Origin of the sequence: Kitasatospora sp. NPDC096128 (genome assembly GCF_040303105.1) — a bacterium.
In the GTDB taxonomy this organism is placed as follows: Bacteria; Actinomycetota; Actinomycetes; order Streptomycetales; family Streptomycetaceae; genus Kitasatospora.
The window spans coordinates 271,860-291,574 of the sequence record NZ_JBEOSP010000002.1 but is presented as its reverse complement, the minus strand read 5'-3'; the positions used below and the strand labels follow the sequence as shown (position 1 = coordinate 291,574).

Below are 19,715 nucleotides of genomic sequence, written 5' to 3'. Positions count from 1 at the left end.
AGGAGCATGCCCGATGACCGAACCCCTGTCGTCCTTCACCCCGCCGTCCGGCGAGGAGCCGGAGATCCCCGAGCTGCCGCCGCTGACGCCCCGGCGCCGACGCGCGGAGCGGCTGCGTGCCTGGGCGGGCGGGAGGGAGCGCCGGCTCGCCGCCGGGGTGGTGACGGTGGCGCTGCTCGGCGCGGGCGGGCTCGCGGTCGCGGCGGTGGCCCACGAGGGGCATGGGGAGCGCGGTCACCGCGAGGCGGCGGCCTCGGCCGAGGACGGCAACGGCGCCGGGCGCGGTTACGGGCAGGAGCAGGGCGAGGGCCAGGGCCGGGCGCACGGGCACGGACACGGGCAGCGGCACGGTCAGGGGAACGGGCCGGGGAACGGGCAGGGGAACGGGCAGGTGCAGGAGCGCGGTCAGGCGCCCGCGCCGCTGCCCTCGCTCGGCGCCTCCGCCGCCCTGGAGAAGGCCCAGGCCGCCGTTCCCGGCGGCCGCGCCGAGTCGCTGCACCGGATCACCGAGCAGGGCGGCGGCGCCGCCTGGGCCGTCTCGGTCGTCGGCCAGGACGGCGTGCGCCATCTGCTGACGGTGGACGGCACCAGCGGTGAGCTGACCTCCAACACCACCGCTGCGGCCGTCGGCGCCGCCGACGACGGCGCCGAGGGCTGAGATGGCCCACACCGCAACGACCCACCCCGCCCCGGGCCGCACCGCGCCGTCCGCCGCCAGCAAGGTGCCGGGCGTGGACGGCTGGTTCTGGCTGGTGAAGGTGCTGACCACCGGCATGGGAGAGACCCTCTCCGACTTCCTCGCCAAGACCTTCGACCCGGTCCTGGCGGTGGCCGCCGCCGGGCTGCTGCTCGCGGTCACCCTCGTGGTCCAGCTGCGGACCCGCCGCTGCGTGCCCGGGCTGTACTGGGCCGTCGTCGTGATGGTGAGCGTGTTCGGCACGATGGTCGCCGATGTGGCGCACGTCGCGCTCGGCGTCCCGTACGCGCTGTCGGCGGGCTCGCTGGCAGTGGCACTGGCGGCGCTGTTCCTGCTCTGGCACCGGGTGGAGGGCTCGCTGGCGATCGACCGGGTGACCGGGCTGCGCCGGGAGCTGTTCTACTGGGCGGCCGTGCTGCTGACCTTCGCGTTGGGCACCGCGCTCGGCGACCTGACGGCGGCCACCCTGCACCTGGGCTACCTGGTGGCCGCGCTGGGCTTCGCCGTCCTGATCGCGATCCCGGCGGTGGCCTCGCAGGCCCGCTGGGTGGGCCCGGTGGCCGGTTTCTGGTGGGCCTACGTGCTGACCCGCCCGCTCGGCGCCTCCTTCGCGGACTGGCTGGGTGTCGGCGCCGACCGCGGCGGCATCGGCCTGGGCACCGGCCCGGTCAGCCTGGCCCTGGCGGTGCTGATGGCGGTGGCGCTGGCCCTGTCGGCGCGGGCGCACCGCGCCAGGGCGGCTGGACTCTCCGCCCCCTGAGCGTCTACATTGCTGTAGACGTCGGAGGCGCACGGCATCACCCCCCGGACAGCCGTGCGCCTCCGGCCTCCCTGCTCGGACTCCGGTTACTTCCGCTCGTCCACCACCCGCTTGATCTTCCCGACCGAGCGCTCCAGCGTGTACGGGTCCACCACCTCGGCCGCGACCGTCACGCCCACGCCGTCCTTCACCGCCCGGACGATCTCCACCCGTGCGGCCTCCCGCAGCCCGGCGTCCGCCTCCGGGCGGGCCTCCACCCGCACGGTCAGTTGGTCCAGCCGCCCCTGCGTGGTCAGCCGCAGCTGGAAGTGCGGGGCGACGCCCGGGGTGCGCAGCAGGATCTCCTCGATCTGGGTCGGGAACAGGTTCACCCCACGCAGGATGATCATGTCGTCGCTGCGCCCGGCGACCTTCTCCATCCGCCGGAAGGCCGGCCGCGCGGTGCCGGGCAGCAGCCGACTGAGGTCGCGGGTGCGGTAGCGGACGATCGGCAGCGCCTCCTTGGTGAGCGAGCTGAGGACCAGCTCGCCGCCCTCCCCCTGCGGCAGCACCTCGTCGCCGAGCGGGTCCACCACCTCCGGATAGAAGTGGTCCTCCCAGATGTGCAGCCCGTCCTTGGTCTCCACGCACTCCTGGGCGACCCCGGGGCCGAGCACCTCGGAGATGCCGTAGATGTCGACGGCGTCCAGGTCGAGCCGCTCCTCGATCTCGCGCCGCATCTCCTCCGTCCAGGGCTCCGCCCCGAAGATGCCCACCTTCAGCGAGCTGGCGCGCGGGTCCAGGCCCTGCCGGTCGAACTCGTCCAGCAGGGTGAGCAGGTAGGACGGGGTGACCATGATGATCTCGGGCCGGAAGTCCTGGATCAGCTGGACCTGCCGGGCGGTCATGCCGCCGGAGGCGGGGATGACCGTGCAGCCGGCCCGCTCGGCGCCGTAGTGGGCGCCCAGGCCTCCGGTGAACAGCCCGTAGCCGTACGCGATGTGCACCTTGTGGCCGGCCCGGCCGCCGGCCGCGCGGATCGAGCGGGCGACCACGTCGGCCCACATGGAGAGGTCGCGCTCGGTGTAGCCGACCACGGTCGGGCGCCCGGTGGTGCCGCTGGAGGCGTGGATCCGGCGGACCTGCTCCATCGGGACGGCGAACATCCCGAAGGGGTAGCCCTCGCGCAGGTCGGCCTTGGTGGTGAAGGGGAAGCGGGCGAGGTCCGCCAGGGTGCGGCAGTCCTCGGGGCGCACTCCGGCGGCGTCGAACTTGCGGCGGTAGAGCTCGACGTGGTCGTAGGCGTGCCGCAGGGTGGCCCGGAGCCGGTCGAGCTGGTGGGCGCGCAGTTCGTCGACGCTCATCCGCTCGCCGGCGTCCAGGAGTGCGGGCGGAATCGGCTCCCCCAGGCGGCGGTCGGGGTCGGACGCACGGCCGGTCATCGTCGCTCCTTCGCAGGTCGGACGGGACGGGGAGCCAAACCGATCGTTCGGTCAGGGCAAGCCCAGGCCAAGTAACCCAGCACCCGAACCACCTGTCAAGGGATCGCGCGGCGTTCCCGGAATGCGCAGTTCCGGCGCCTTCGCACCGGGATCGCGCCCGCCGCTTGGCTGGCCGATATGAAAATCATTACGGAATTATTACCCGTTCGCCCCGCTCACCGGCCCGGACCCATGGTTCAGTAGTGCGGCTTCTCCCCTGCACCCCGGAGTGATCACCTTGGCCTCGACCCCTGCGCTGGTCAGCGCGCTGCGCGAGCTCGGCGACCGGCCCGCCGTCGTCGCCGACGGACGCGCGATCAGCGGCATCGGCCTGCTGCTCGGCGTCTCCCCGCCCGGCGGCCTGCCCCGGGCCCTCGCCGAGCGCGTCGCCGAACACGCCGCCCTGCCGCCCTCCACCGCCCGCGCCGCCGAAGAGCGGCTGCGGCACTGGGCCGGCGTCCTCGGCCCGCCGCCCATCCGGCACACCGTGCTGCACCCCGCCACCGACCTCGCCGTCGAACTCGCCCTCGCCACCCTGCTGGCCGGCGGCACCGTGCACTGCGCCGACCCCGACCAGCAGCCCGAGGACCAGCTCGCCGCGCTCGCCGCCAACGGCACCACCCACCTCAGCCTGCCCTCCGCCCTGCTCTGGCGGCTCAGCCGGCAACCCGGCCTCACCGACCACGACCTCGGCGCGCTCCGGCTGGTCCTCCACGTCGGCCCCGAACCCCGGCAGGACGACGTGTACGCCGCCGTCGACGCCCTCGGCGCCGTCCTCGCCCACGTCCGCGCCCCGCACAGCCAGGCCGAAGCCGCCGACCGCCGCCTGCGCGCCGACACCGCGGCCGCCACCGCCGCCGCCTGGAAGCACAGCATCGGCGTCACCGCCGAACAGGTCAGCGCCTTCGGCACCCACCTCGACCGGGCCGTGCTCACCGCCCTGCTGCACACCCTCCAGCAGGCCGGGATCCTCACCGAGCCCGCCCCCGCCCGCTCCGAGGCCGAACTCCTCGCCACCGCCCTGGTCACCCCCGCCCAACGCCCCCGGGTCGGCCGCTGGCTCGACGCCCTCGCCCGGCACGGCCTGATCACCCACCAGGACGGCGGCGCCCAGGGCCCGCTCTACCAGGGCGCCCCCGAACTCAGCTCCGCCGAAGTCCGCGAGACCTGGCGGCCCGCCACCGACACCTGGACCGACGGCCTCGGCGCCACCGCCGTCCTCGACCGGGTCAGACGCGGCGCCCTGCGCCTGCCCAGACTCCTCGCCGGCGAGGAAACCCCCCGCCCCGCCGCCGCCCCGGTCCGCTGGGCCGCCGCCCGCGGCTACCTCGGCGCCGCGCTCGGCGCCCTCGTCCGCGCCACCGCCGAAGCCCACGCCGGGCCCCAGCCGCTGCGCGTCCTCGAACTCGACCGCGACGGCGCCGAGACCGCCGTCGCCCGCGCCCTCGCCGCCCGGCCCCGCCAGAACGCCGACCACCACCTCACCCCCGACGGCGGACGCTACGACGTCGTCGTCGCCACCGCCGGCGGACGGCCCGAGGAAGAGGTCCCCGCCCTCGTCGACCTGCTCGCCCCCGGCGGCCGGCTGCTGCTGCTCGCCCCCGTCACCGAACAGCTCGACCTGCTGATCACGGGCGACCCCCGCGGCCTCACCGCCCACCCCGCCGAAAACTGGCTGGCCGCCCTCACCGCCGCGGGCTGCCCAACCGTCCTCACCCTCCCGGAGGACGGGCACCCGATCGGGCTGCTCGGGCAGGGGCTGTTCGTCGCCCGGGTCGACTGACGGCTCGACTGACGGCTCGACCGACCCCTCGACTGACGGCTCGGCTGACGGCTCGACCGACCCCTCGACTGACGGTTCGACTGACGGCTCGACCGACCCCTCGACTGACGGCTCGACTGACGGCGGGGCCGTTGAGCCGAGGCCGGGCCGGCCCCGGGCTACGATCGGGCGCATGGCCGCTTCCGTGCGCTCGATCCGCTCCCGGGCCTCCCTCGGCTCGATCGGCTCCATCGGTTCCATCGGCTCGCTGCTGTCGATCGGCTCCGTCGGATCCGTGCTCTCCATCGGCTCCGTCGGCAGCGTGCTGTCCATCGGCTCGGCCGGATCCGTGGTCAGCGCGTTCTCGGCCTGCTCCTGGCTGAGCGTCGGCTCGCTGCTGTCGGTGCGCTCCCGCTGGTCCGTAAGGGGGCGGCGCCCCGGGCGGGGGCCGTCCGTGGCCGACCGGTGAAGCCGACGTCACGTACCGCCACCCGATCCGTACCATTTCGATACCGAAGCCCGGGTGAGCTGCGGGAATCCTCGCCGCCCGGGGTGCTCCCCGGGTAGGCTCCGGCTTGTCCTCCGGGCCTCCGTTCGGGCGGCCGTGCGCCGCCCGTTCCGCGTTCCGGGGGCAGACCCCCGCGGGCCATTCGGTGGGCTCCGCGCACTCGACACCGCGCGCCAGGGCAGTCGCGCGAACGGCGAAGGGCATCGCATTGGCGGATCGGCTCACCGGAGGAGACTCCTCGCTGCTGCGGCGGATCAACGCGGCGGTCACGCTTCGGGCGCTGCGGACCGGCCACTCGGTGACCCTCACCCAACTCGTCGGCGAGACCGGGCTCTCCCGGCCCACCGTCGAGGGCGTGATCGAGGGCCTGGTCGAGACCGGACTGGTCGCCGAGGTCGAACAACCCCGGGAGGACGGCCTGGCCGGCCCCGGCCGCCGCGGCCGCCCGGCCCGCTGGTTCCGGTTCCGGGCCGAAGCCGGACACATCCTCGGCATCGAGATCGGCGTCCACGACATCCGGGTCATCCTCGCCGACCTCACCGGCGAGGTGGTGGGCAGTCACTTCAAGCCCGTCGACGAGACCCTCGACGCCGAGGAACGGCTCACCGCCGTCCGCACCGCCGTCGCCGAAGTCCTCCGCAAGGCCGGCATCTCCCGGGACAACCTGTGGTCCGTCGGCATCGGCACCCCCGGCATCGTCGACCGCGAGGGCACCGTCCGACTCGGCACCGCCATGCCCGGCTGGACCGGCCTCGACCTCGGCGCCCGACTCCGACGCTCCTTCCGCTGCCCCGTCCTGATCGAGAACGACGCCAACCTCGCCGCCATCGCCGAACACTGGCAGGGTGCCGCCGTCGGCGCCGACGACGTGGTCTTCGTCATGGCCGGCCTCAGCCCCGGCGCCGGCTCCCTCATCAACGGCAGACTCCACCGCGGCTACGGCGGCGCCGCCGGCGAGATCGGGGCCCTCCACCTGCTGGGCCAGGAAGTCACCCCCGAGCGGCTCCTCTCCACCACCGGCAAGCCGCTCAACCCACTGGACGAGGCCGCCGTCGCGCGCGTCCTGCGGCTCGCCCGCGAGGGCGACGAGGTCGCCAAGGTCGCCATGGACCGCTTCCTCACCAGACTCGTCCAGGGCGTCGCCGCCCTGGTCCTCGCCATCGACCCCCAGCTGGTCGTCATCGGCGGCTGGGCCGCCGGCCTCGACGGCGTCCTGGAACCCCTGCGCGAACGCCTCGCCCAATTCACCCTCCGCGCCCCCGAGGTGGCCCTCGCCGCCCTCGGCTCCGAGGTCGTCTCGATGGGCGCCCTCCGGGTCGCCCTCGACCACGTCGAGGACCAGCTCTTCGCGGTGGACCCCCCGAGGGCGTGAGCGGCGGGGCTCAGGTGGCGGCGTAGTCCGGGTCGGTGGGGTCGACGGTCAGGGCGTCGTCCGCACTGTCGGTGAACGTCACCAGCGGCCGCTCGACCCCTGCCGGCCCCCAACGACCGCGACCCGGGCGCCAGTTCGGCATCCGGGTCGCGGTCTGAGGGTGTCGGAGAATGGTTCAGGAGGCGGTGCGGACCGCCGGGGTCGCGCCGACCGGGGTGACCTCGACCAGGCCGGTCTCACCGAACGTCAGCTTGCAGGTGTCCGCGCGGTAGGTGGCGACGGCGAGGGCCACCAGACGGCCGGCGGCGGCGTACTGGGTGGTCATGACCAGCACCGGGGTGCCCGGGGGGCGCTCCAGCAGCACGGCCTCGTCGGCCTCCGCGACGCCGAGCTCGACGGCCCGGGACTCGCCGTCGACCTCCAGGCGCTCCAGCTGGCGCAGCACCGAACGGGCGCGGTCGCTCTCGGCGCGGAAGCCGGGCAGGTGCGGCAGGGCGGAGGCCGGGACGTGCAGCGACTCGGTGGCCATCGCACGGCCCTCGACCAGGCGGACCCGGCGGACGGTGTGCACGGTGGCGCCCTCGGTGATGCCGAGGTTCTTGGCCAACTGCGCGGAGGCGGGGGCGGTGGTGCAGTCCACCGTGCGCCAGGACTGGCTGCGACCGGCGCCGGGCCAGCCCTCCTCCTGCCGGTTCACCGGGACGCCGACCCGCGGGGCGGCGATCAGGGTGCCGATCCCCCGGCGGCGGACCAGCCGGCCCTCCAGCTCCAGCTGGTCCAGGGCCTGCCGCAGCGTGGCCCGGGCCACGCCGAAGCGGGCGGAGAGCTCGCGCTCGTTCGGCAGGACCTGGCCGGTGGAGAACTCCGAGTCGATGGCCCGCAGCAGCACCGTGCGCAGGTGCCAGTACTTCGGTTCCGGCACCGCCGAGAGCTGTCCTGTCGTCCCCACCATGTCCTCCACCTGTGTCCTGTCCGCCCTACGACAAGGAGGGCGGATCCCGGGCCCGCTGCCCGCTGTTGCGGCAGGTGGGAGAGCGGGCCTTTATCCGTCCTTCTTTATTAAAGGTCCTTGCAGTAAGCGACCCTAGGTGCTCCGTCCGGAGATGGTCAAGACCAATGGCACGGCTTGATGGGACCGTCGCGAACATTCATGCCACGTTCACGACAGCCCGGGACGGCCGCCCTCCACCGCCCCGCGACGGCCCCCACGACCACCCCCGGCCGCGCGTCACGCTTCGGTGCGTGCGCGCCCAATGGGTAGGCTGCCCGGGTGATCGTGGTGACGAGTGTGAATGTGAACGGAATCCGGGCAGCTGCCAAGAAGGGCTTCATCGAGTGGCTCGCTGGAACGGAGGCGGACGTGATCTGCCTCCAGGAGGTGCGCTCCGAGCCCGGGCAGCTGCCCGTCGAGCTGCGCGACCTGGACGGCTGGCACGCGGTCTGGGCCCCGTCGGTCGCCAAGGGCCGGGCCGGCGTCGCGATCCTCTCCCGCCGGGAGCCGCAGCGCAGCACGATCGGATTCGGCTCTGAGGAATTCGACAATTCCGGCAGGTACGTCGAAATCGACCTGCCGGGCCTGACCGTCGCCAGCCTCTACCTGCCCTCCGGCGAGGTCGGCACCGAGCGCCAGGACGAAAAGGAACGCTTCATGGCGGAATTCCTCGTCCACCTCACCGCCCTGCGCACCCGCGCCGCCGCCGACGGCCGCGAGGTCGTGGTCTGCGGCGACTGGAACATCGCCCACCGCCCCGAGGACCTCAAGAACTGGAAGGCCAACCAGAAGTCCGCCGGCTTCCTCCCCGAGGAACGCGCCTGGCTCTCCCGCGTCTACGACGAGGCCGGCTACGTCGACGTCGTCCGCGCCCTCCACCCCGACCGCACCGGCCCCTACTCCTGGTGGTCCTACCGCGGCCGCGCCTTCGACAACGACTCGGGCTGGCGGATCGACCTCCAGGTCGCCACCCCCGGCCTCGCCGCCAAGGCCGTCGAGGCCTACGTCGAACGCGCCGAGACCCACGCCGAGCGCTGGTCCGACCACGCGCCAGTGACTGTCGTGTTCGACCACCAGTTCTGACAGCTCTCCATGGTCAGGGCTCCTCAGAAGACTGGGGAGCCCTGACCAGACGTCGTGTCCGTCACGGATTGGGCGAAGGACTGGTCTTCGCGCGCGTTGGGAAGCCGACCGGGACGCGATGCTCACCCTGCCGCCCGTCGCCCCGCCCCACTGGTGGCCGCTGCACACCCGCCTCGGCCGCGACCACTACATCCGCGTCGACACCTGCGACTACTCCGTCCACCCGCGCGCGATCGGACAGCAGATCACCGTCCGGGCCGACACCGAGGAGATCGTCGCCACCACCCGCACCGGCGAGATCGTCGCCCGCCACGGCCGATGCTGGGCCCGGCACCGGACCGTCACCGACCCCGAACACGCCACCGCGGCCGAGGTCCTGCGCGGCCAGGCGATCCGGCAGAAGGCCGCACGCTGCGGATGTAAGGACGGACCGGCTCGGGCGACGGATGCTTCCCGGTCGAGGTCGGGACCGACCGCGCAGGCCGGGCCATGCGGTCGACCGCGGGAACTGTAGTCCAACCCCGACGGGTGGGCTCCGTGGGTTGGTGGCTGTAAGGCGACCCGGGGCGACGACGGACCGTTTGCGCCCTTCGCTGGCCGGTCGACGATGTGCTGGTCTAGACAAGCGGGGTTCGGGGGCGTGGCAAGGAGTTGGACCATCGTGACCGGATCTGTCCCCGGGGCCAGCCGACGTTCACAAGCGTCCGTTTTGATCCATGGGCGCCCATGAGCGCTCATCGCGCGTGGTCCCAAAGTGGTCCCAGGGGTGGTCACCCCGCCGCAGCTACTGCCGGTGACGGCCATCTGCCGCCCTTTCAGGAAGGGCGGCAGAGCAGGCTCGACAGTCTCGGTGCAGACGGCGCCGGTCGGCGCGTCGAAGTTCTCGACGGCGGCCGGTGCGGGATCCCGCGGGTGGTTGCGGCGGAGAGTCAGCCGGCCCGGTTCAGGGCAGTGGTGGCCTTCGTGCGGTGGTCGAGGTGGCCGGTGACGTCGACGACGCCGTCCACGCCGCGGCACAGGCGCTCGACCACCGCCGCCTGGCCGCCGTGGCCGAGCGCGCCAGTGAGGGTCACGCGGCCGTCCTGCACCCGGACGTCCACGGTGTCCGGGTCGATGCCCAGGACGCGGCGCAGGACCTCGGCCCGGATCTCCTCGCGGATCGCTGCGTCGTGGCGCAGGAACACGCGGAGCAGGTCGCTGCGGCTGACGATGCCCACCAGTCGGCCGGCCTCGTCGACGACGGGCAGGCGCTTGACGCGCTCGCTCTGCATCAGGCGGGCCGCTTCGACGACCGTCCACTCCGGGCGCGCGCACACGGCCGGGGCGGTCATGAGGCCCACGGCGGTGGTCGCCCGGCTGCGGGCGCGCTCGCGGGGCGGCAGGTCCGGGGTGAGCAGCAGGCCGGCGGGGTCCTCCTGGGCCGCCTCGTTGAGCAGCAGGTCGGCTTCGGAGACCAGGCCGAGCGGCCGGTCCTCGTGGTCCAGGACGGGCACGGCGGTGATGTCGTGCTCGGCGAGCAGCCGGGCGATCTCCTTGAAGCCGGTGTCGGGCCGTACGTGCACGACGGCCGGGGTCATCAGTTCTCCCACGATCCGGTGTCGCATGGTCGATTCGCTCCTTTCCGATCGGCGGCGCGGCCGCGCGTCGGGTGCTGGGTGTGCGGGTCAGTCGTTCCGGTGGCGGACCACGACGACGGGGCAGGGCGCGTGCTGGACGCAGTGCTGGCCGACCGAGCCGAGCAGGGCTCCGGCGAAGCCTCCGTGGCCCCGGCTGCCGACGACCAGGAGGTCGGCGCCGCGGGCCGCGTCCAGCAGGCACGCCGCGGCGCCGCCCTCCTGCACCCTGGTCCTGATCTCGACCGGGGCGTCGGAGCCGATCGCCTCCGTGACGCTGTCGTCGAGGATCTTCCGCGCGATGCCGGGGAGATCCTCGTAGGCCTCGATCGGCACCGTCCAGCCGGTGGCCGCCGGGTGCTGCCACGCGATCAGGGCCTCCACCACGGCACCCTGTATGCGGGCCTGGCCGATGGCCCATCGGAGTGCGTCGACCGATGCCGGCGATCCGTCGACACCGACAACGATCCGCTGCTCCGGTCCGGTCTGCTCGCTCACGTGTCTTCCTCCTTCGTGTTCTCGTCGGTCTCAACCATCGGCACTGCCGGCGGACTTGCGAAGGACCGAACGGGTCCCGAAGACCGGGACCTTCAGCCCGACCCTTGCCCGGCACAGGAATGTGAGTTCCCTGCCGAAGGCGATGCCGTACGGTGCGGTCTTGGGCCTGCCGGTCCCGCCCGGACCGCGTGAGCGGCCGAGGCCGGGATCCCCCCATGCCCCTCAGCGCCCCTTGCGCAGGGGAACGACGATCAACGGGCACTCCGCGTGCTCGACGAGGGCATGACTCACTGACCCCAGGAGCAGACCCCGAAAACCGCCGAGGCCCCGCGAACCGAGAACGAGGCACAGGGCCCGAGTCGCCTCGCCCAGCAGTGCTCCCACGGGGCGCCCGAACACCACCTCGTGCTCGACTTCGACTCGCGGATCGCGCTTGCGCAACTCGGCTGTTGCGCACAGCAGTTCGACCTCAGAGCGGCCTGCAGACTCCGCGCGCGCTGCGGAGGTCCGCTCCTGGCGGGCCCGGCAGACCCGGACTACGCGCAGCACGGCACCGTGTGCCGCGGCCTACGCGAAGGCGAGTTCCAGAGCCGCCAGGGAGTCCGGCGATCCGCCCGCTCCGACGACGGCCAGCAGCCTGGGGCATTCACGGCGGTATCCGCCGTCTCGCGGACGACCGCCACCGGGCAGGGGGCGTGGGAGCTGAGCGGGACGCCGATCGGCGGGAGCGTGAGCACCGGCTCGGCAACCGGCCTGGCTTGCCTCCGACGACCAGGAGCGAGGCGTCCGCGGCCTGCTCCAGCAGGCCTCGCGCCCGTGGCCCGTCGACCGCGCGGGTCTCGGTCTCCACACTGGGGTGCCACTGCTCGACGAGCTTGCGTGCCTGTGCCAGGACGATGTCGCCCCCGACCCGGAGGTGATCGTTCAGCAGTCGGGGCCCTCATCCGGATCGCTCGGCGGCCGCTCCAGGACGTGGACCAGCCGCAGCGCCCGGCCCGTGCGGGCGGCCTCGTCCGCCGCCCAGGTCACGACTCCGCGGCTGGCCGCGGAGCGGCCGACGCCGACAACCGGGGGCCGAGCAGGGACACGGGCGCGGGCACCCCGGGGGTCGGTCCGGGACTGTTGATGGGTCTCCTCCTCGGGTCCTGCGGTAGGTGTCCGCCCGATCAACTCTTCCTTCGCGCACGCTGTTCGACAGGGTCCACGTTGCCCGCGGCAGGGCCCGAAGGTCCCGGTCCGCCGGTCCCGCGCACCCGGGAGGCCATCGGGACCGTCGTTGCACCGTCGGTGACCAATGGCCCAACGACCCGTCGGCCGACTCGGGAGCAAGCTGTCGTCCGCACCCCCGATCGATGGACTCGATCGCCCGGCGTCGACCGCCGGGATCGCTGCTCATTCAGCCGATGGCGGTTCAGTGCACGACAGTTGAGGAGATCTCCGATGCCCAAGGCCCACCTGGTCGGAGGCGGCATCGCCGCCCTGTCCGCAGCAACGTTCCTCATCCGGGACGCGGGTTTCACCGGCGACGACATCCACCTCTACGAGGACCAGGGGGTGGTCGGCGGCAGCCTGGACGCGGGCGGTACGCCCGAGACGGGGTACACGATGCGCGGCGGCCGGATGTTCGAGGCACAGTTCCGCTGCACCTACGACCTGCTGTCCGGCATCCCCTCGCTGGACGACCCGTCGAAGTCGGCCACCCAGGACATCCTCGACTCACACGAGGAGTCCCCCTGGGACGACCCCGCCCGGCTGGTGCGGGCGGGTGGCGAGATCTGCGACGGACACGCCATGGGCTTCTCCGAATGCCACCGGCTCGAACTGGTCAAGTGCCTGGCCACGCCCGAGCGGCTGCTGGACGGCAAGCGCATCACGGACTGCTTCGACGAGGACTTCTTCACCACCGACTTCTGGTACATGTGGTGCACCACCTTCGCGTTCGAACCCTGGCACAGCGCCATCGAGTTCCGCCGCTACCTCAAGCGGTTCGTCCACCTCTTCCCGGAGTTCGAGACCATGTCCGGGATCTACCGGACCCGCTACAACCAGTACGACTCGATCGTCCGTCCGCTCACCGCCTGGCTCCTGGAGCAGGGAGTCCACCTCCACACCGGTCACCGGGTCGCGGACCTGGCCTTCCGGCACGGGCCGGGCACGAGCGTCGAGCGCATCCATTTCGCCGGCGCGCAGGACGACATCCCGGTCGCCGAGGACGACCTCGTGTTCGTCACCAACGGATCGATGACCGCCGACTCCGCCCTCGGCTCCCACACCGCCCCGCCGGCGAGCCCGAACACCTCCCTCAGCCCCGACTCCTTCCTGCTGTGGCACCGGATCGCCCGTGGCCGCGACGACTTCGGCAACCCCGCCGTCTTCGACCACCACCCGGACGAATCCACCTGGGAGTCCTTCACCGTCACCGCCGAGGACCCCGCCTTCCTCGACTGGATGGAGAAGTTCACCGGCCGCCAGACCGGCCGCGGCGGCCTGCTCACCCTCACCGACTCCCCGTGGCTGCTCACCGTCGTCGTCAACCGCCAGCCGGTCTACCAGCAGCAGCCCGAGGACGTATCCGTGTGGTGGGGCTACGGCCTCTTCCCCGACAGGCCCGGCGCCTTCGTCGAGAAGCCGATGCGGGAGTGCAGCGGCGCGGAGATCCTCCAGGAGGTCCTCCAGCACCTGGCCGTGGCCCCCGACACCGCCGAGAAGATCGCCGAGACCTCGACCGTCATCCCCTGCCTGATGCCGTACATCACCAGCCAGTTCCTGGCGCGCAGCCACGGCGACCGGCCGCGGGTGGTCCCGAAGGGCTCCACCAACCTCGCCTTCATCGGCCAGTACGCCGAGGTCCCCGACGACGTCGTCTTCACCGTCGAGTACTCCGTACGCACCGCCTGGGCCGCCGTCGCGCAACTGCTCGACCTCGACCGGCAGCCCCCGGGCGTCTACAAGGGCCACCACGACCCGCACGTCCTGGCCCAGGCCCTGCACACCATGCACCGCAAGTAGCCCGACCGGCTCGCCCCGGGGAGGCAGGCGAGGCGCCGTCCGCCTCCCCGCTCCACCCGCACGACCCGGCCCCGGCGCCGGGGAACCCGGCGCCTCAAGGCCCGGCCGACGGTCCTGTCCCAGCGCCACAAAACGACCGATCCACCGTGAAATCGACAAGGAGAGCTCGCCATGGCCGTCCACCACCCGCACCTCCCCCGGTTCACCCACCGTCTCACCACGGACCGCCGCCCGGTCGCCACCCGACGCTCCCGGGAGGCATCGGGCACCGTCGCCCTGAGCACCGGGGCAGGGCTCGCGATCGCGGGCGCCAGGATCACCGTCGGCTTCGTCTTCCTCTGGGCTTTCCTCGACAAGACGTTCGGCCTCGGCTACGCCACCGGAGAGGCCGGCTCCTGGCTCAACGGCGGCTCCCCGACGAAGGGCTTCCTCAGCCACGTCTCGGCCGGTCCGCTCCAGTCCACCTTCCACGCCTGGGCCGGGCAGGCCTGGGCCGACTGGCTGTTCATGCTCGGCCTGCTCGGCATCGGCCTCGCCTTCGTCGGCGGCGTCGGGATGCGCGCCGCCGCCGGTGGCGGCACCCTGCTGCTGGCCCTGATGTGGGCCGCCGAGTGGCCGCCCGCCCGCCACCTGGCCAACGGCGCCGCCAGCGGCTCCAGCAACCCCGTCATCGACTACCACGTCGTCTACGCTCTGCTGCTCCTCGCGCTGGCCGCCGTCGGCGCCGGCGACACCTGGGGCCTGGGGCGCCGCTGGGCTGCCCTCCCGGTCGTCCGCGAGCACGCCTGGCTCCGCTGAGACCCCACCGCCGTCCCGGAAGCACCGCACGCCGACACTCCGCTGCCGGAGCCGGCGGCACCCACCCCTCCACAGGGGAAGGTGCCGTCGGCTCCGGCGGTTTCCGGTTCAGCGCGCCCCTGATCTCCGACGCCACACCGGCAGACATCGCTGCCGACTGGGGCAGCCAGACCAAGGCCAGCGCACCGTGCCAGGCCGCGGTGCCCACCCGCCACAGCACTTCGACTCCCGGACACACGAGAACGAGGCTTCCCGTCGGGGAGCCTCGTTCTCTCGCGATGCGTCGGCGTCCGCGTCCGCGTCCGATCAGGGCCGTCAGACGGCGTGCAGGCCGTGGGCCTCGAACACGGCACGCGCCTGCGCCGTCTGGTCACCGGTGGGCACCGGGGTGTCCGCCAGCGTGCAGTCCAGGCCCAGCGCGCGCCACTTCGCCACGCCGAGCTTGTGGAACGGGAGGACGTCGACCCGGGTGACGTTGCCCAGCGAGGCGGCGAATGCGGCGACCCCCTCGGCGTTCTCGACGGCATCCGTCAGTCCGGGGACGAGGACGAAGCGGACCCAGACCTCCTTGCCGAGGTCGGCCAGGCGGCGGGCGAAGTCCAGGGTTGGGGCGAGCTCCTGTCCGGTCAGGTGCCGGTAGAGGGCGCGGTCCCAGGACTTGATGTCGAGCAGGACGAGGTCGGTGTCGGCGAGCAGCGCGTCGGTGGCACGGGCACCCAGGAAGCCGGAGGTGTCCAGCGCCGTGTGCAGTCCGAGGTCGTGCTTGAAGCGGTGCAGCAACTCGCCGGTGAAGACCGGCTGGAGCAACGGCTCGCCACCGCTGACGGTGGCGCCGCCGCCGGAGACCTGGATGAACTCGACGCACTTGGCCGCCTCGCTGACGATCTCGTCCGCACAGATGCGTCGCCCGTCCCGCAGGTGCCAGGTGTCGGGGTTGTGGCAGTACAGGCAGCGCAGCGGGCAGCCGGCCAGGAAGGCGATGAAGCGGGTGCCGGGGCCGTCGACGCCGGTGGACAGGTCCCAGGAGTGGAACATTCCGCCGGCCGGGCGCCTGCTGGCGACGGCGGCCGGTGTCGCGGCCGACGCGGATCGACTCGGCAGATGGACGGGCAGAACGGGGTCGGGCATGGGAATCTCCCGGTAAAGCGCGGTGCCGGCGCCCTTGGTCGGGGATGCGCCGGCACCGCGAGCGGGGGGTGAGGCCTACAGGGCGTCGTGGAAGGTGCGGCCGATCACGTCGCGTGGCCCGCCACCCGCAGCGAGACTGAGCCGACCAGCAGCCCGGCGAACCCTCCCGGGCCGCGTGAGCCGAGCACCAGCAGGCCGTTGCGGCCACCGGCGGCGGCGAGCGCGTAGGCCGGGTTCCCGGGCATGTGCTCGCAGGTCAGCTCCAGTCCGGGCAGCACGCTCGCGGTGTGGTTCCTGGTGGCGAGCACCGACGACGGCAGCGGCTCGCCGCCGCGATCGGGCTCCCCGGGCGCGGGCGAGTTCGCGCCCCCGACGTGGAGCAGCCGCAGCGGCCGGCCGCTGCGGTGCGCCTCTTGGGCGGCCCACTCGGCGGCGACCGTGCTCGGCTCCGATCCGTCGACTCCGACCACTACGGCGTACGGCATGATGACAGCCCTCCCTTGTTCGACGGTCCCGGCGCGGATGCCGGCGACCCCGGTGCGCGATCCACGATCGCGGTCGCCGCAGGCCTGTCCCAGGGGCCGAGCAGCCCCCGGGTGTGGCCCGAAGGTCCCGCTCACGCCTCCGGGACGATGGCGACCGGGCAGAGCGTGTGGTGCAGGACGGCGTGGCCGACCGGGCCGAGCGCGCCGACCAGGACTGCGGGCCGCCTGCCCAGCACCAGCAGTCGGGCCTTGGCCGACGCCTCCACCAGTGCCAGGCCCGCTCCCGTGCACGAGGTGTCCGCGACGGCCTCGACTTCGGGATGGGCGGCCTGCCACGGCGCGAGGGCGCGGGCGAGGAGTTCGTCCTCGTCGTCCTGTGCCCCGGCGGCCGAGGCGTGGACGACGTGCAGCGGCAGTCCGTGGCGGCGTGCGGCGGCGAAGGCGAACTCCAGGGCCGCCTCGGCGGGTCGGCGGGCGTCCAGCCCGAGCACGACCTGCTCGCGCGGTGCCGGACCCGGCGGGTCCGCGGGGAGCACCACGGTCGGGCAGCCGGCTCGGGCTGCCAGGTGCAGGGCGGTGGACCCGATGCGCAGTCCGGGGAAGCCGCCGGCTCCGCGGGCGGCGACGACGAGCAGTTCGGCGTCCTCGCCGGCGGCCACAAGCGCGACGGTGGCGAGGTCGTGGACCTCGTCGGTGCGGGTCTCCAGCTGCGGGTAGCGCACCGCCAGGACGTGGCGGACCTCGTACAGCAGGGCGCCCGGCTCCGGCCGCCGCCCTGCCGACCAGCTGGGGAGCAGATGGGGCATCAGCGGCATGGCGTGCAGGACGCGCAGCGGGCAGCCGCGCAGCAGCGCCTCGCGGGCGGCCCAGTCGGCGGCGGTAAGGCTGCTGTCGGAGCCGTCGACTCCGACGGCGACGGGTAGCTCCATGGTGCTGTTCTCCTGACGTTCAGCCCCCCTGGTTTCGGGTCAGCCCTGCCAGGTCCAGTCGGTGACGTCGGGCAGGTCGGTGCCGTGCTCGCGGATCCAGTCGTGGTGGCGGGCACGTCGGTCGGCCATCTCCTGGCGCAGGGTGGCGGCGCGCACGGCCAGGCCGGGGACGCGGTCGATGACGTCCATGACCAGGCGGTAGCGGTCCAGGTCGTTGCGGACCACCATGTCGAAGGGCGTGGTGGTGGTGCCGGACTCCTTGTAGCCGCGCACGTGCAGCTGCGGGTGGACGGCCCGGCGGTAGGCGAGGCGGTGGATCAGCCACGGGTAGCCGTGGTACGCGAGGATCACCGGCCGGTCGCGGGTGAACAGGGCGTCGAACTCGGCGTCGGGCATCCCGTGCGGGTGTTCCTCCGCGGGCATCAGCCGCGCCAGGTCGACCACGTTGACCACCCGCACGCGGAGGTCCGGCAGGTGACGGCGGAGCAGACCGGCGGCGGCCAGCACCTCCTGGGTCGGCACGTCACCGGCGCAGGCCAGGACGACGTCCGGCTCGCGGGCGCCGTCATCGGTGCCGGCCCACTCCCAGATCCCGGCGCCGCGGGCGCAGTGGGCCCGCGCCTCGTCGAGGGTGAGCCAGTCGAAGCAGGGCTGCTTGCCGGCGACCACGACGTTGACGTAGTCGCGGCTGCGCAGCACGTGGTCGGCGGTGACGAGCAGGGTGTTTGTGTCCGGCGGGAAATAGACCCGCACGGCTTCGGGGCTCTTGTTGAGGACGTGGTCGACGAAGCCGGGGTCCTGGTGGGAGAAGCCGTTGTGGTCCTGGCGCCAGACGTGGGAGGTGAGAAGGTAGTTGAGCGAGGCGATCGGTGCGCGCCAGGGCAGGGCGCGGGTGGTGCGCAGCCATTTGATGTGCTGGTTCACCATGGAGTCGACGATGTGGACGAAGGCCTCGTAGCAGGAGAACAGGCCGTGTCGGCCGGTGAGGAGGTAGCCCTCCAGCCAGCCCTGGCAGGTGTGTTCGGAGAGGATCTCCATCACCCGCCCGTCGTGGGCGAGGTGTTCGTCGACGGGCAGGGTGTCGGCCTGCCACGCCTTGCCGGTCACCCGGTAGACGGCCTGGAGGCGGTTGGAGGCGGTCTCGTCCGGGCCGACCAGGCGGAAGTCCCGGCGCTCGGCGGTGGCGGCCGTCAGGTCGGCGAGCAGGTCGCCCAGGACCCGGGTCGGCTCGTGCAGCGTCGCACCGGGCTTGTCCACGGGTACGGCGTAGCGCTCCAGCGGCGGCATCGGCAGGTCTCGCAGCAGCAGGCCGCCGTTGGCGTGCGGGTTGGCGCCGAGGCGGCGGGGGCCCTCGGGGACGCGGTCGAGGACCTGCGCCGATGGACGGCCGTGTTCGTCGAAGAGTTCCTCCGGACGGTAGGAGCGCAGCCAGTCCTCCAGTTGGGCGAGGTGCACGGGGTTGTCGCGGACCTGGTCGAGCGGCACCTGGTGGGCGCGCCAGGTGCCTTCCACCGGCACGCCATCCACCTCGGCCGGGCCGGTCCAGCCCTTGGGCGTGCGCAGCACGATCACCGGCCAGGCCGGGCGCTCGGTGGCCCCGTCGGCACGCGCGGCACGCTGGATGGCGGCGATCCGGTCGAGGGCGGTGTCCATGGCCTCGGCCATGGCCCGGTGGACCGTGAGCGGGTCGTCGCCGCCGACGTACAGCGGGTTGTGGCCGTAGCCGCGCAACAGGGCGTCGAGCTCTGCCTCGGGCAGGCGGGCGAGAACGGTCGGGTTGGCGATCTTGTAGCCGTTGAGGTGCAGGATCGGCAGCACCGCACCGTCGTGGACGGGGTCGAGGAACTTGTTGCCGTGCCAGGAGGCCGCCAGCGGGCCGGTCTCGGCCTCACCGTCGCCGATCACGCAGGCGACCAGCAGGCCGGGGTTGTCGAAGGCGGCGCCGTAGGCGTGCGAGAGCGCGTAGCCGAGCTCGCCGCCCTCGTGGATCGAGCCCGGTGTCTCGGGAGCGACGTGGCTGGGCACGCCGCCGGGGAACGAGAACTGCCGGAACAGCCGGGCCATGCCGGCCCCGTCCCGGGTGACGTCGGGGTAGGTCTCGGTGTAGCTGCCGTCGAGCCAGGAGTTCGCCAGCACGGCGGGACCGCCGTGCCCCGGGCCCCAGACGCAGACGGCGTCGAGGTCCCGGTCCTTGATCACGCGGTTGAGGTGGGTGTGCACCAGGTTGAGGCCGGGCGAGGTGCCCCAGTGCCCCAGCAGGCGGGGTTTGATGTGCTCCGGGCGCAGCGGTTCGCGCAGCAGCGGGTTCGCCATCAGGTAGATCTGGCCGGCCGCGAGGTAGTTGGCGGCCCGCCAGTGGGCGTCGAGCGCCCGGATCTCCTCCTCGGAGGGTCCACCGGGAGCCGAACTTGGGGTGACGGACATGACTGTGCACTCCTCGGAGTCTGTCGGCTTCACCGACCGTCGACGGTCGGCCGACCTTCATCCTTGCCCCTCGGCCGAGGTCCGCGCAGGGCCGAACAGGCCCCGTTCCACGGGATACCGGGGGCCGGTGGTCCCTGCTGTCCACGACTTCATCCGGACGGCCCCGCACCGCGCTCCGCCCCGGGACGTACGGCCCCG

At 73.2% G+C, this 19,715-nt stretch carries 19 protein-coding genes and 1 pseudogene; 9 read left to right on the top strand and 11 right to left on the bottom strand.

The annotated features are described in order from the left end of the window. Positions 1–13 precede the first annotated feature (13 nt). Both ABTY61_RS03710 and ABTY61_RS03705 read left to right on the top strand, forming a co-directional pair. Complete coding sequence (locus tag ABTY61_RS03710; protein ID WP_350503274.1) at positions 14–658, top strand: PepSY domain-containing protein; 645 nt, start codon at positions 14–16, stop codon at positions 656–658. Position 659: 1 nt separating this feature from the next. Then, on the top strand, positions 660–1,457 hold the full coding sequence (locus ABTY61_RS03705; RefSeq protein WP_350503273.1) for a COG4705 family protein: 798 nt from the start codon (positions 660–662) through the stop codon (positions 1,455–1,457). An 86-nt stretch (positions 1,458–1,543) separates the two neighbouring features. On the opposite strand, the gene paaK is transcribed toward ABTY61_RS03705, so the two are convergent. Further along, positions 1,544–2,878 (bottom strand): phenylacetate--CoA ligase PaaK, encoded by a 1,335-nt coding sequence (paaK, locus tag ABTY61_RS03700; RefSeq protein ID WP_350503272.1) that lies wholly within the window; start codon positions 2,876–2,878, stop codon positions 1,544–1,546. Positions 2,879–3,155: 277 nt separating this feature from the next. Between paaK and ABTY61_RS03695 the strand changes: the two genes are divergently transcribed. The 3 genes from ABTY61_RS03695 (at position 3,156) to ABTY61_RS03685 (ending at position 6,559) form a co-directional block, all read left to right on the top strand. Then, positions 3,156–4,700 carry a hypothetical protein gene (locus ABTY61_RS03695; RefSeq protein WP_350503271.1) on the top strand — a complete coding sequence of 515 codons (1,545 nt, stop codon included), beginning with the start codon at positions 3,156–3,158 and terminating at the stop codon, positions 4,698–4,700. 172 nt (positions 4,701–4,872) lie between these two features. Continuing rightward, complete coding sequence (locus ABTY61_RS03690) at positions 4,873–5,148, top strand: hypothetical protein (RefSeq protein ID WP_350503270.1); 276 nt, start codon at positions 4,873–4,875, stop codon at positions 5,146–5,148. 247 nt (positions 5,149–5,395) lie between these two features. After that, positions 5,396–6,559 carry an ROK family transcriptional regulator gene (locus ABTY61_RS03685; protein ID WP_350503269.1) on the top strand — a complete coding sequence of 388 codons (1,164 nt, stop codon included), beginning with the start codon at positions 5,396–5,398 and terminating at the stop codon, positions 6,557–6,559. Positions 6,560–6,569: 10 nt separating this feature from the next. Here the strand turns inward: ABTY61_RS03685 and ABTY61_RS03680 are convergent, their stop codons facing one another. Together ABTY61_RS03680 and ABTY61_RS03675 are read right to left on the bottom strand one after the other, a co-directional pair. Further along, positions 6,570–6,701: a hypothetical protein gene (locus tag ABTY61_RS03680; RefSeq protein WP_350503268.1), complete on the bottom strand. Its 132-nt coding sequence runs from the start codon at positions 6,699–6,701 to the stop codon at positions 6,570–6,572. A 33-nt stretch (positions 6,702–6,734) separates the two neighbouring features. After that, positions 6,735–7,508 (bottom strand): GntR family transcriptional regulator, encoded by a 774-nt coding sequence (locus ABTY61_RS03675; protein ID WP_350503408.1) that lies wholly within the window; start codon positions 7,506–7,508, stop codon positions 6,735–6,737. A gap of 330 nt (positions 7,509–7,838) precedes the next feature. Between ABTY61_RS03675 and ABTY61_RS03670 the strand changes: the two genes are divergently transcribed. Further along, a complete protein-coding gene (locus ABTY61_RS03670; RefSeq protein ID WP_502895210.1) occupies positions 7,839–8,633 on the top strand; it encodes an exodeoxyribonuclease III in 795 nt (264 codons plus the stop codon). 118 nt (positions 8,634–8,751) lie between these two features. Then, positions 8,752–9,147, top strand: a complete 396-nt coding sequence (locus tag ABTY61_RS41940) for a Mu transposase domain-containing protein (RefSeq protein WP_502895204.1) — start codon at positions 8,752–8,754, stop codon at positions 9,145–9,147. Between the two features lie 415 nt (positions 9,148–9,562). On the opposite strand, the gene ABTY61_RS03660 is transcribed toward ABTY61_RS41940, so the two are convergent. The 4 genes and pseudogenes from ABTY61_RS03660 to ABTY61_RS03645 form a co-directional block, all read right to left on the bottom strand. Beyond that, positions 9,563–10,237, bottom strand: a complete 675-nt coding sequence (locus ABTY61_RS03660; protein WP_350503266.1) for a CBS domain-containing protein — start codon at positions 10,235–10,237, stop codon at positions 9,563–9,565. A 60-nt stretch (positions 10,238–10,297) separates the two neighbouring features. Further along, on the bottom strand, positions 10,298–10,744 hold the full coding sequence (locus tag ABTY61_RS03655; protein WP_350503265.1) for a universal stress protein: 447 nt from the start codon (positions 10,742–10,744) through the stop codon (positions 10,298–10,300). A 222-nt stretch (positions 10,745–10,966) separates the two neighbouring features. Then, positions 10,967–11,299: pseudogene (locus ABTY61_RS03650) on the bottom strand (universal stress protein); the annotation flags it as partial. A 369-nt stretch (positions 11,300–11,668) separates the two neighbouring features. Next, complete coding sequence (locus ABTY61_RS03645) at positions 11,669–11,914, bottom strand: universal stress protein (RefSeq protein ID WP_350503264.1); 246 nt, start codon at positions 11,912–11,914, stop codon at positions 11,669–11,671. Between the two features lie 270 nt (positions 11,915–12,184). On the opposite strand from ABTY61_RS03645, the gene ABTY61_RS03640 reads away from it, so the two are divergent. Next, entirely contained in the window at positions 12,185–13,753 is a 1,569-nt protein-coding gene (locus ABTY61_RS03640) for an oleate hydratase (RefSeq protein WP_350503263.1), read from the top strand. A 171-nt stretch (positions 13,754–13,924) separates the two neighbouring features. Then, positions 13,925–14,551 (top strand): hypothetical protein, encoded by a 627-nt coding sequence (locus tag ABTY61_RS03635; protein WP_350503262.1) that lies wholly within the window; start codon positions 13,925–13,927, stop codon positions 14,549–14,551. 315 nt (positions 14,552–14,866) lie between these two features. Here ABTY61_RS03635 and pflA read toward each other — a convergent pair whose 3' ends face one another. From pflA to ABTY61_RS03615, 4 genes are all read right to left on the bottom strand, one after another. Continuing rightward, positions 14,867–15,679: a pyruvate formate-lyase-activating protein gene (gene pflA, locus ABTY61_RS03630; protein ID WP_350503261.1), complete on the bottom strand. Its 813-nt coding sequence runs from the start codon at positions 15,677–15,679 to the stop codon at positions 14,867–14,869. Between the two features lie 104 nt (positions 15,680–15,783). Continuing rightward, on the bottom strand, positions 15,784–16,164 hold the full coding sequence (locus ABTY61_RS03625) for a universal stress protein (RefSeq protein ID WP_350503260.1): 381 nt from the start codon (positions 16,162–16,164) through the stop codon (positions 15,784–15,786). 131 nt (positions 16,165–16,295) lie between these two features. Continuing rightward, positions 16,296–17,093: a universal stress protein gene (locus tag ABTY61_RS03620; RefSeq protein WP_350503259.1), complete on the bottom strand. Its 798-nt coding sequence runs from the start codon at positions 17,091–17,093 to the stop codon at positions 16,296–16,298. A gap of 39 nt (positions 17,094–17,132) precedes the next feature. Beyond that, positions 17,133–19,517, bottom strand: coding sequence for a phosphoketolase family protein (locus ABTY61_RS03615; protein ID WP_350503258.1), 2,385 nt, complete (start codon positions 19,515–19,517; stop codon positions 17,133–17,135). Positions 19,518–19,715 lie beyond the last annotated feature (198 nt).

Excerpts from the sequence above, each read along its gene's own strand:
- ABTY61_RS41940 (WP_502895204.1), top strand. The coding sequence starts at position 8,752 with ATGCTCACCCTGCCGCCCGTCGCCCCGCCCCACTGGTGGCCGCTGCAC.
- ABTY61_RS03690 (WP_350503270.1), top strand. The coding sequence starts at position 4,873 with ATGGCCGCTTCCGTGCGCTCGATCCGCTCCCGGGCCTCCCTCGGCTCG.
- ABTY61_RS03640 (WP_350503263.1), top strand. The coding sequence starts at position 12,185 with ATGCCCAAGGCCCACCTGGTCGGAGGCGGCATCGCCGCCCTGTCCGCA.
- pflA (WP_350503261.1), bottom strand. The coding sequence starts at position 15,679 with ATGCCCGACCCCGTTCTGCCCGTCCATCTGCCGAGTCGATCCGCGTCG.
- ABTY61_RS03615 (WP_350503258.1), bottom strand. The coding sequence starts at position 19,517 with ATGTCCGTCACCCCAAGTTCGGCTCCCGGTGGACCCTCCGAGGAGGAG.
- ABTY61_RS03635 (WP_350503262.1), top strand. The coding sequence starts at position 13,925 with ATGGCCGTCCACCACCCGCACCTCCCCCGGTTCACCCACCGTCTCACC.
- ABTY61_RS03680 (WP_350503268.1), bottom strand. The coding sequence starts at position 6,701 with ATGCCGAACTGGCGCCCGGGTCGCGGTCGTTGGGGGCCGGCAGGGGTC.
- ABTY61_RS03705 (WP_350503273.1), top strand. The coding sequence starts at position 660 with ATGGCCCACACCGCAACGACCCACCCCGCCCCGGGCCGCACCGCGCCG.
- ABTY61_RS03660 (WP_350503266.1), bottom strand. The coding sequence starts at position 10,237 with ATGCGACACCGGATCGTGGGAGAACTGATGACCCCGGCCGTCGTGCAC.
- paaK (WP_350503272.1), bottom strand. The coding sequence starts at position 2,878 with ATGACCGGCCGTGCGTCCGACCCCGACCGCCGCCTGGGGGAGCCGATT.
- ABTY61_RS03710 (WP_350503274.1), top strand. The coding sequence starts at position 14 with ATGACCGAACCCCTGTCGTCCTTCACCCCGCCGTCCGGCGAGGAGCCG.
- ABTY61_RS03625 (WP_350503260.1), bottom strand. The coding sequence starts at position 16,164 with ATGCCGTACGCCGTAGTGGTCGGAGTCGACGGATCGGAGCCGAGCACG.
- ABTY61_RS03620 (WP_350503259.1), bottom strand. The coding sequence starts at position 17,093 with ATGGAGCTACCCGTCGCCGTCGGAGTCGACGGCTCCGACAGCAGCCTT.